Genomic DNA, 10644 nt, shown 5'->3' on the forward strand with positions numbered 1-10644 from the left:
GGGGGTGAGGAATGGACGCTTGCGTTCGGAGAGAAGCCAGTAGAGCAGCGCATTGGGACCGTGTGGCGACGGCAGGCGCGAACCGTGGCCGCGTACCGCGACCGGTACGGCATCACCAGTCGCTCGCAGGAGACTCATCGGGAGCTCGTCCCAGGCGCAAGTGAACCACTCTGAACCATGAACCTGAACGAAAACCATCCCTCACCTGGGATTTACATGAGAAGAGGGCCCCATGCGCGCCTTGCGGCGGCACGAGGCCCTCTCACTCGGAGCATCTCCGAGACGGGTTTCAGACGTTCGCGTCCTGGCGCTTCAGGCGGGCGGTCTCACGCGCACGAGTGTTCGCGTCGAGGTTCACCTTGCGGATGCGGACGACCTCGGGGGTCACCTCGACGCACTCGTCGTCGCGGGCGAACTCGAGGCTCTCCTCCAGCGTGAGCTGGCGCGGAGGCGTCATCGACTCGAAGGTGTCGGAGCTCGCCGCACGCATGTTGGTGAGCTTCTTCTCCTTGGTGATGTTGACGTCCATGTCGTCGGCGCGGGAGTTCTCGCCGATGACCATGCCCTCGTAGACCTCCTGCGTGGGCTGCACGAAGAACGACATGCGCTCCTGCAGGGCGATCATGGCGAACGGAGTGACGACACCCTGACGGTCGGCGACGATCGAGCCGTTCTGACGCGTCGTGATGGAACCGGCCCACGGCTCGTAGCCGTGCGAGATCGCGTTCGCGATGCCGGTGCCGCGAGTGGTGGTCAGGAACTCGCTGCGGAAGCCGATCAGGCCGCGCGACGGAACGATGAACTCCATGCGCACCCAGCCGGTGCCGTGGTTGGTCATGTTCTCCATGCGACCCTTGCGGTTCGCGAGCAGCTGGGTGATCGCTCCGAGGTGCTCCTCCGGAGTGTCGATGGTCAGGTGCTCGAACGGCTCGTAGGTCTTGCCGTCGATCTTCTTCGTGACCACCTGCGGCTTGCCGACGGTGAGCTCGAAGCCCTCGCGGCGCATGTTCTCGACGAGGATGGCGAGCGCGAGCTCTCCACGGCCCTGCACCTCCCACGCATCCGGACGCCCGATGTCGACGACCTTGAGCGACACGTTGCCGATGAGCTCCTTGTCGAGACGGTCCTTGACCATGCGAGCGGTGAGCTTGTGACCCTTGACCTTGCCCATGAGGGGCGAGGTGTTGGTGCCGATGGTCATCGAGATGGCGGGGTCGTCGACCGTGATGGCCGGCAGCGGACGCACGTCTTCGGGGTCGGCGATGGTCTCGCCGATCGTGATGTTCTCGAAGCCGGCGATGGCGACGATGTCGCCGGGGCCGGCGGAATCGGCGGGGTAGCGCTCGAGGGCACGGGTCTTCAGCAGCTCGGTGATGCGCGCGTTCTGGTGGGTGCCGTCGGCGCGGACCCAGGCCACGGTCTGGCCCTTCTTCAGCGTGCCGTTGAAGACGCGCAGCAGTGCGAGACGGCCGAGGAACGGGCTGGAGTCGAGGTTGGTGACCCAGGCCTGCAGCGGGTGCTCGTCGTCGTACGCGGGCGCGGGAACGTGCTCGAGGATCGCCTCGAACAGCGGCTCGAGATCGTCGTTGTCCGGCAGCGATCCGTCGGCAGGACGGTTCTGCGATGCGGCACCGGCACGACCGGAGGCGTAGACGACCGGCACGTCGAGGAGAGCGTCGACATCGAGGTCGGGAACATCGTCGACCAGGTCGGAGGCGAGACCCAGCAGCAGGTCGTGCGCCTCTTCCTCGACCTCCGCGATGCGGGCGTCGGGGCGGTCGGTCTTGTTGACCAGGAGGATGACGGGAAGCTTGGCCTCGAGCGCCTTGCGCAGCACGAAGCGGGTCTGCGGCAGCGGGCCCTCACTCGCGTCGACGAGCAGCACGACACCGTCGACCATGGACAGGCCGCGCTCGACCTCGCCACCGAAGTCTGCGTGACCGGGGGTGTCGATCACGTTGATCGTGATCTCCTTGCCCTGGGCGTGCTTGCCCTTGTACGTGATCGCCGTGTTCTTGGCGAGAATCGTGATGCCCTTCTCACGTTCCAGATCGTTCGAGTCCATGGCGCGCTCGTCGACGTGAGCGTGTTCGCCGAAGGAGCCCGTCTGACGCAGCATGGCGTCGACGAGAGTGGTCTTGCCGTGGTCGACGTGCGCCACGATCGCGACGTTGCGGAGGTCAGAACGGAGGGCGTGCGCCATACAGGTGTCCTAAAAGATGTGGGGTTTCGCCGGGAAGCCGACGTTCCAGGATAACGCAAGCTCAGGGCTTGTTCCTGAAAAGCAGGTCGTAGCATCGAGATCGTGACCCGACCGCAGGCTCCGTGGGACCTCCCCGACCTCTCCCCCGCCCCGTCCCGTGCCCGGCTGTGGGTGGAGATCGCGATCGTCCTGGCTCTCGGCCTCGGCCAGTCCGCCGTGTACGCGATCGTGCAGCTCGCCTACCGCCTCACCGACGAGGTGCCGCTCGCCGAGCAGGTGGCGAAGCTCAATCCCTCGCGAAGCGACAGGGAGATCTTCGACCTCATCTACCAGGTGCTCGCGATCGGCTTCTCGCTCGTGCCCGTGCTGCTGGTGTGCTTCCTGCTGTGGCAGTCCCGACGCCCGCACCTGGCGCGACTCGGGCTCGACGGCACGGGGGTCGCGAAGGATGCAGGTCGCGGTGTCCTCCTCGTCCTGGCGATCGGCATCCCCGGCCTCGGCCTGTACCTAGCCGGCCGGGCTCTCGGGCTCACGGTCGCGATCGACCCCGCCGGGATCGACGCCTACTGGTGGACCGTGCCGGTGTTGCTGCTGGCAGCGGCGCGGGCATCGCTGCAGGAGGAGTTCGTCCTGCTCGGATACCTCTTCACGCGGCTCCGGCAGCTCGGCTGGAGCCCGTGGACGATCATCGTCTCCACGTCGGTCCTGCGGGCCAGCTACCACCTCTACCAGGGGTATCCGGGGTTCATCGGCAACCTCGCGATGGGCCTGCTCTTCGGATGGCTGTATCAGCGGTCGGGCCGGCTGATGCCGTTCCTCGTGGCGCACTTCGTCATCGACGCCGCCGCGTTCGTGGGGTACCCGTGGGCGGCGGCCACCTGGCCCGCGCTGTTCGGGTTGCCCGGCTGATCAGCTCAGGATGAGGCGGTGCCGGCGACGATGATCGCCCCGATCGCCCAGAGCACGATCACGGCGAGTGCGATGAGCGCGGGGGCGTCCCAGGTGCGACGGATCGACGTGTCCCCGCAGAGCAGGGTCGCGTCGGGTGAGAAGCGCACACGATGGGGGCCGGCGTCGTATCCGCCCCAGTTGATCAGCTGCAGCTCCTCCGCGACCCACTGCTGTCCCCGCGACCCCGCGGGGATGAGTCCGAAGAGCGTGTCGACCATGGTCATCGTTCCACCACTTCCTGCGACCGCAGCCAATCGCGAAGCTCTTTCAGGGTCTCGGCGCTGAGGACGACCTCGACGAGCGCACTGATCCGATAGCGCCCACTGGTCTCCTCCTGGACGATGCCCTCTCGATCCAGACGGTCCATCGCGTTCCGGATAGCCTTCTGCTGTCGGGCCGTGCCCCCGTCGACGTCGGTGAAGTAGCTGAGCACCGTCTGCTCGAGGTCTTCGATGTCGATGCGCACGGATGCCTCACCGGCGGCGGACTCGCGCTGATACACCGTCCGAAGATGCACCAGCACCAGGGTCTCCGCTCGCGTGTAGGGTGCGTCCTTCAGCAGCACCGGCATGTCGATCTCATCGGAGCGCAACTGCTGCTTGTAGGCGAAACCGCGACCGTGGTCGACGACCAGGCGGAGGTAGAGGTCGTTCAGCCGCGACTCGATCACCTGCTGGTGGTCGAGCAGAAGCGTCCACTCCCGACGATTGCGCTCCGCGGCGATGAAACGACGCTGGAGGATGTGCGCGAGCAGCCGTCGGATCTCGGGATCGAGCGTCCCTCGATCACCCGCGAAGTGCTCCTCGATGTCGTCTTCCATCGGGACGGGGGCGATGAACGCGTCGTCCACCGGCGCTTCCGTCACGAGGCTCTCTTCAGGCATGTGCTTCTTCCTTCGGGTTGCGCGCCGTGACGGCGCCGAACGCGAAACGTCGTGTCGAGCCGTCGGGACGCAGCGCCTCGACGACCGAGACCGCATCGCTCTCGGTCATGCCGTTGCGATGAGCGATCTCGAGCAGTCCGACGAGGTCGACGGGCCGGCGGGTGTCGTCGGCGGCGTCCTCGAAAGCGGTCGCGAGATCGAACTCCGGGCCGAGGTTCGAGACGTACTCTTCGAGCTCCGCATACCTCGGACCACCCCACGCTCGCGTGTCGACATCGGGGAACTCGACATCCTCGGCATCCGCGAGCGGGGCGGGGACGGCGGGAGGGCGGATGCTGCTCACCGTCTGTCTGAGGTGACCCAGATCGATGAGCGGGAGGCTGCGCACCGGCGCGGCGCTCGCCCCCGTGCCATCCCAGACGTGAAGCGCGGCGATGACGTCGCGGAGCAGGTCGTCGATCTGACGGTCCCGCAGCGGATCATGGGTCTTCACCTGGCCGGTGATGACGTGGGATGCCCGCCGCTGCGCGGCGAGGACCTCCTCGACGCCGAGTTCCACCCGACGCCCGATCGCATCGAGTTCGGCACGCTGGGTGGCGTCGAGCATGCGGGCGAACGGCTGCCGGAGCAGGCCGTGCAGCTGTTCGGTGAGCGCATCGATGCGGTCCGGATCGCCGATGAGTCTCAGGGCACCGGCGAACGCGCGCCCTTCCGGCGTCGAGTTCATCACGTCCTGCGCGCGCTGGAGGTATTCGCGGAGCACCTCACCCGTCGGCCGCTCGTCGCGGCGCAGATGGGCGACGACGTCGCGCTGCATCAGCTTGAGGGACTCGGCGACCCGTGTGAAGTCGGCCGGGAGCTCGCGCGCCAGATGCAGCACGTTCTCGGCTTCCTCGTAGAGCTCTTCGTCGTCCAGTGGATCGGCCCGGCCCGATTCCTCGATCCGGTCGATCTCGGCGTCGAGCGCGGCGCGCTCCTCACGCAGACGGGCGAGCCGGCGAAGGGGATCGGCCTCGGCGCTGTCGGCCAGATGCTCCACGGCTTCGAGGAGCGTGCGCACCCGTGAGTTGGAGACACGCGTGCGGCCTCCTCCCGTGCGTCCCGCGATCTCCAGGGCCTCCACCGCGTGTGCGGACAGCCGGTACACCTCGATGTCCTCATCGATCTGCTGCACCAGCCAGCCCAGCCGCACCCAGTTCCTGGCGACGTCGCGTCCCGTCCCCGCCGGTACCCGACGGTCGTCCTCATCGTCGCCTGCTCCCCGCAACTCGTCGAGGATCTCGGAGAGCTCGGCCTGCGCATCGGCGATCGGGATGGATGCCCGGTCGGCGGTGAACAGGAGCGAGAGCGAGGCCACCACGAAGGGCGCGAAGCGACCGTGCAGCAGATCGAGCGTCGGAGTGCTGAATGCGGTGACAGCGCGGGAGAATGCCGCTTCTGCTCGTGTTCCTGTCACGTATTCACATTACTCGGCGCCCTCGACGTCGCCGGACGCGACGCGGGCCTGGTGCCCGGGCAGGCCCCGGATCTACTGCGAGAACTCGGTACGCGTGAGCGGCGTGCTCTCCCGCGATGCCGTGACTAGGAACGTCACGGCATCCGGAAGGTAGCGATCCTCCCCGTACTCGATCGGTTCACCGGCCGAGGCGTAACTCACCCGGCGCACACGCAGCAGCGGGCTCGCGCGACGGACGCTGAGCAGGGTGGCGTCCGCACTGGAGACCGGGACAGCGTCGATGGCGTGCTCGGCGAAGGCGGTCACGACACCGAAGTCGCGAGTGAGCGCCTCGACGACCGAGGCTTCGTCGTCCGCGATCGCGGCGACCCGATCGGCGATCCAGTCGGGATAGGAGGTGCGCTCCAGCATGACGTCGCGCACGGCGCGAACGATCCCGAGTACTCCGCTCACCTCGCCGGCGACAGCGAGAAGGTCGCCGGCTGGTACCGCGCGGTCGAACGCGTCATGCGCGAGACGTTCCCGGAGTCGCCGGTGCTTCTGACACAGGGCAACCACGACATCGCCGATCTGATGGGCACGACGTTCGAGGCCGCACGCTCGAACGCGCCCGCCGGTGCGCCGGAGTGGTTCTACCCGAACGCCGACACCGGCTACGTGAGCAACTTCCACACGACGATCGAGGGCATCGACTTCATCGGCCTCGACTACAACGGCACGAACACGTTCGGATACAGCGGCCAGCGCTCCGGCTACCAGGCCTACCTCCGCAGCACGCTCCAGGAGATCGCGGCGAAGCCCGACTACGACCCGGCCTCGCCGATCTTCGTCTCGATCCACAGCGGGTACGCCGGCACCTCGCTGGGTGGCCCCTTCCATGCCGACTACGACATGGCAGGACCCGATCTGCAGCGCATCCTCGCGGACTACCCGCAGGTGATGCTGGGTTCCGCGCACACCCATTTCTCATCGAACCCGGAGACGAGCATCTTCCAGAGGGACTTCACGGTCTACGAGAACGCGTCGATGAACTACATCTACCAAGATGTCCCCGCTGACTTCATCGGCGGCGGCTACTTCGGCGGCAACCAGGGCGATGCCGCCGCCGGGGTCCCGCAGAAGAGCGCGAACTTCGTGTCTGTGCTCACCGACGGGCGCACGGTCATCCGCCGCTTCGATGTCACCCATCAGCGGTGGATCGGCATGCCCTGGGTCATCGACACGACCGAGGGCAAGAGCGGCTTCACGTACACCGCGGATCAGCGCAGCACGGTCGCACCGTGGTGGGGTGCCGCTGCCGTGACCGCGAGCGACATCACAGAGGAGTCCTTCACGCTGCGCTTCGATCAGGCGAAGGACGATGAGCTCGTGAACCACTACGAGGTCGAGATCCGCGACCAGGCCGGCAACCCCGTGCCGTTCACGGCGAATCAGGTGCCCGACTTCGGAAGCAACGCCCCGAAGTCCGTCGCCGGCTCGTTCAAGGCGTACTCGCGGTTCTACATGACCCCGAGCACGATGGGCTTCGACATCCGCGGCCTGAAGGCGGCGAAGAACTACACCGTCACGGTCACCGCCTACGATGACTTCCGGAACGCGTCCGAACCGCTCACCGGCATCGTGCGCACGGCCGGCGAGCTCGTCTTCCCCGACTTCCCGGCGGCGCCCGCGCCTGCGCCGGACGGCGAATTCCTGCACCTCGCCTTCGAGGGCGACCTCGGAGACACCGGCGCACATGCGGGCACGGCTCCCGCGGCGAAGCCGGTCGGATCGGTCTCCTATGTCGACACCGACCGCCCCGGCGCGTCGGGAACGGCGGTACGCATCGGCGGCGGCGCGAGCAACTACATCGACCTCGGGTCCCGCCCCGAGTTCGATCTCGGCACGGACAAGGACCTCACCATCGGCTTCTGGACGAAGGTCACAGGAGTCAGCGGCTACGGCGCGATCATCAGCAACAAGAACTGGGCGAACTGGTACCGCTCCGGCATCAACCTCGCGCCGCAGGGAACCAACACCGGCAAGCTCGAGTTCACCCTCGGCGACGGCACGAACGGCGTATATGCGACCGGTGATGTCGGCGACTACCGGGGTTCGTGGCACCACATGACCGTGACCGTGGATCGCACGCGCAACGTGGCGAGCACTTACCTGGACGGCGTGCTGGCCAAGGAGATGAGCATCGCGGGCATCGGCAGCATGACCAGTGGTCTGAACATGCTCGTGGGCGTCGACGGCAGCAAGAGCTACGGCATCGGTCTCGACATGGACGACCTGCGGATGTGTGATCCTTCCGCGTCACCGCGTCGGCGAGCTGACTGTCACGGACGGCACCGTCACGGGTGCACGAGGGGACATCCTCGCAACCAGCGGTGCGGAGCGCGGGGTGCCATCGTCTCGCGAGGTGATCGGCGAGTTCCAGATCTCGGCGACCGCCACGATCGTCTGCTCAGGAGGGATCGGCGGCAACCACGACCTCGTGCGAGCAGCGTGGCCCGAACTACTCGGCACCGCACCCGCCCATATGCTCACAGGGGTGCCGGCATATGTCGACGGCTCGATGCATCGTGTGAGCGAAGTCGCGGGTGCCCGCCTGATCAACGGCGACCGCATGTGGCACTACGTCGAGGGCATCTCCAACTGGGATCCGGTGTGGCCTTCGCACGGGATCCGCATCCTGCCCGGCCCCTCGTCTCTGTGGCTGGACGCTACGGGAAAGCGGCTCCCCGTGCCGCTGTTCCCCGGCTTCGACACCCTCGGCACACTCGAGCACCTGCGCACGACAGGCCACGACCACTCCTGGTTCGTCACGTCGCGTCAGATCGTCGAGAAGGAGTTCGCCCTGTCCGGCAGCGAGCAGAACCCCGACCTCACGGGGAAGGATGTCGGACTCCTCCTGAAATCCCGCCTCGCCAAGGGACCGACGGGTCCGGTGCAGTCCTTCCTCGACGAGGGCGAGGACTTCATCGTCGAGAACGATCTCGACTCGCTGCTCGAACAGATGCAGAAGCATCCTGGCGGCGAACTCCTCGACCTCGACAACGTCCGGCGCGAGGTCGTGGCTCGTGACCGCGAGATGGAGAACGACTTCACGAAGGACGCGCAGATCGGCATGCTGCGGTCGATGCGCGGCTACCGCGGCGACAAGCTCATCCGGACCGCAGCCCCGCACCGCCTTCAGGATCCTACGGCGGGGCCGCTCGTCGCCGTGAAGCTGCATGTGCTCACGCGCAAGTCCCTCGGCGGTATCAACACGGATCTTGAGGGCCGCGCCCTGAACGCCGCAGGCGAAACGATCCCGGGTCTCTACGCGGCCGGTGAGGCGAGCGGCTTCGGCGGCGGCGGCGTGCACGGCTACCGGGCACTCGAGGGAACCTTCCTCGGCGGCTGCCTCTTCTCCGGTCGCACCGCGGGGCGCGCAGCCGCACTCGCCGTCTGAGTCGCGGGGCGAGGTCCGAGGCACGGGCCCCAGTTCTCCTGGTGGCGTCGTTCCGGGGATCCGTCGCACTTGTTCGGGGTATCCCGAAGACATGGCGTTCCACGTCGAACCGCCCGGCCGTGCTGCTTACGGTGGGCTCGTGCGCATCCTCTTGCTCCTCGGACTCCTGTCGACACTGCTCGCGAGCCGCGCTGTTCCCACTGTCACCGCGGACACCCCGACGACTGCCTCCAGGACGGTCGAGGCGTACACGGAGACGTTCGCGACTCCCGGGATCGCCGCGGCCGTGATCTCCGACGGAGACGTCGATCTGATCGTGCGCGGTCGTGACGGCGCCGGAGCCGCGATCACGCCGGAGACGCGGTTCCGGATCGCGTCGATGAGCAAGTCGATGACGGCGACGGCGATCATGCTGCTGGTCCAGGACGGCTCAGTGGAACTCGATGACCGCGTCGTCGAGCGCCTGCCGGAGTTCACGATGGCCGATGCGAGGTACGAGCACATCACGATCCGCCAGCTGCTGTCCCATACTTCGGGATTGTCGCTGCAGACGAACGACGAGTTCGCGCTGCCCGCGCCGCGGACCACGCGGGCGGTCATCGCCGAGCTCAGGGAGCGCCGACTGGTCGCGGAACCGGGAGTGCGATTCGAGTACCACAACACGAACTACTCGCTCGCCGCCCGCATCGTCGAGATCGTGTCGGGGCAGCCTCTCGATGATTTCCTTCGGGAGCGTCTCTTCGTGCCGCTGGGCATGCACGACTCGCTGAGCGTGGACGCCTGCGACCGGACTGTGGATGAGCTCGCGCCCGGCTTCTCCGTGGTGCTGGGTCTCGCGTACGTGATGCCGGAGATGCCGGGTCGTTGCGGAGGCAACGGCGGCGTGGTGTCGACGCTCGCCGATATGGTGCAGTGGCTCCGCTTCAACCAGGGCACGGTCGGTGCGGCACTGCTGGAGCGCCCGCTGCTCGACGAGCTCCACGCGGTGCAGCCCAACGCTGCACCGTATGGTCTCGGCTGGCAGCACCTCGCCCCGGATGGAGGGGATGCATCTGGCTTCGTCTCGCACGGGGGCACTCTGGCCACGTTCACCGGGTCCATGGCCTTCGCCCCCGAGACGGGAAGAGCTGTCGTTGTGCTCACGAACGGAGTCGGCTCCCCCGGCGAGCTGGCGCAGAATCTGATCGCGGAATCCGAGGGCGTGCCCCGAAGCCCTACGAGAACCCTCTGGGCGTCGCGAACAGCATCCTGTCGGTCCTTGCCGCGGTCGCTCTGACCCTGCTCCTCGTGACGGCTCTTCGCGCTCCCCGCTGGGCGGCGGGAAGGCGGTCCGCACGGACACCGCGACTCCTGCTCCGACTCTTCCCGCTCATCCTCGTGATCGTCGCGGGGCTGGTCATCCCCCTCACTCCCGCGTTGCTCGGGGGCTCCGTCAAACTGGCAGTACTGGGTGATCGACCTCTGGCTGTTCCCGCTTCTGGAACTTCTCGGCGCGGTCCTGGTGCTGGGAGGGATCAGCGCCCTCGTGAGCAGGATCGTCGCGCTGCGGCGCGGCCACGTGCTTCTGCGTCGCGGGCGGCAGGGTTTCACTCGTGTGCCGGGATCACGGATCCAGCTGGTCAGCGGGAAGGGTCAGCGCCTGCTCGCAGACTCCCAGTCCGTTCTGGTAGCCCTCGGCGAACCAGCGCTGCCGCTGCTCGCTGGAGCCGTGC

At 67.3% G+C, this 10644-nt stretch carries 8 protein-coding genes and 2 pseudogenes; 5 read left to right on the forward strand and 5 right to left on the reverse strand.

The annotated features are described in order from the left end of the window. Positions 1-289 precede the first annotated feature (289 nt). Positions 290-2203, reverse strand: coding sequence for a translational GTPase TypA (typA, locus tag KZA10_RS02490; RefSeq protein WP_053095568.1), 1914 nt, complete (start codon positions 2201-2203; stop codon positions 290-292). A 102-nt stretch (positions 2204-2305) separates the two neighbouring features. Between typA and KZA10_RS02495 the strand changes: the two genes are divergently transcribed. Further along, on the forward strand, positions 2306-3112 hold the full coding sequence (locus KZA10_RS02495) for a CPBP family intramembrane glutamic endopeptidase (RefSeq protein WP_218682089.1): 807 nt from the start codon (positions 2306-2308) through the stop codon (positions 3110-3112). Between the two features lie 5 nt (positions 3113-3117). Here KZA10_RS02495 and KZA10_RS02500 read toward each other — a convergent pair whose 3' ends face one another. The 4 genes from KZA10_RS02500 to KZA10_RS18570 form a co-directional block, all read right to left on the reverse strand. Continuing rightward, positions 3118-3372: a hypothetical protein gene (locus KZA10_RS02500; RefSeq protein WP_218682092.1), complete on the reverse strand. Its 255-nt coding sequence runs from the start codon at positions 3370-3372 to the stop codon at positions 3118-3120. Positions 3373-3374: 2 nt separating this feature from the next. Further along, positions 3375-4037 (reverse strand): DUF4194 domain-containing protein, encoded by a 663-nt coding sequence (locus KZA10_RS02505; protein ID WP_055868619.1) that lies wholly within the window; start codon positions 4035-4037, stop codon positions 3375-3377. Further along, the gene (locus KZA10_RS02510; protein WP_055872658.1) at positions 4030-5493 is read right to left on the reverse strand and encodes a DUF3375 domain-containing protein; all 1464 of its coding nucleotides are present in this window, start codon (positions 5491-5493) and stop codon (positions 4030-4032) included. The genes KZA10_RS02505 and KZA10_RS02510 overlap by 8 nt, the downstream gene beginning before the upstream one ends. Positions 5494-5565: 72 nt before the next feature. Beyond that, positions 5566-5946, reverse strand: a complete 381-nt coding sequence (locus KZA10_RS18570; protein ID WP_308289572.1) for a UTRA domain-containing protein — start codon at positions 5944-5946, stop codon at positions 5566-5568. Between the two features lie 1065 nt (positions 5947-7011). Between KZA10_RS18570 and KZA10_RS17650 the strand changes: the two are divergent. The 4 genes and pseudogenes from KZA10_RS17650 to KZA10_RS02535 form a co-directional block, all read left to right on the forward strand. Beyond that, a pseudogene (locus KZA10_RS17650) lies at positions 7012-7719 on the forward strand (LamG-like jellyroll fold domain-containing protein); the annotation flags it as partial. A gap of 61 nt (positions 7720-7780) precedes the next feature. After that, a pseudogene (locus tag KZA10_RS02525) lies at positions 7781-8932 on the forward strand (FAD-binding dehydrogenase); the annotation flags it as partial. Between the two features lie 91 nt (positions 8933-9023). Next, a complete protein-coding gene (locus KZA10_RS02530) occupies positions 9024-10208 on the forward strand; it encodes a serine hydrolase (RefSeq protein WP_218682090.1) in 1185 nt (394 codons plus the stop codon). A 174-nt stretch (positions 10209-10382) separates the two neighbouring features. Then, positions 10383-10644, forward strand: a 262-nt coding sequence (locus tag KZA10_RS02535) for a hypothetical protein (protein ID WP_218682091.1), incomplete at its 3' end; no start/stop codon positions are given.

The organism is Microbacterium sp. BF1 (assembly GCF_019279095.1).
GTDB classification, from domain to species: domain Bacteria; phylum Actinomycetota; class Actinomycetes; order Actinomycetales; family Microbacteriaceae; genus Microbacterium; species Microbacterium maritypicum.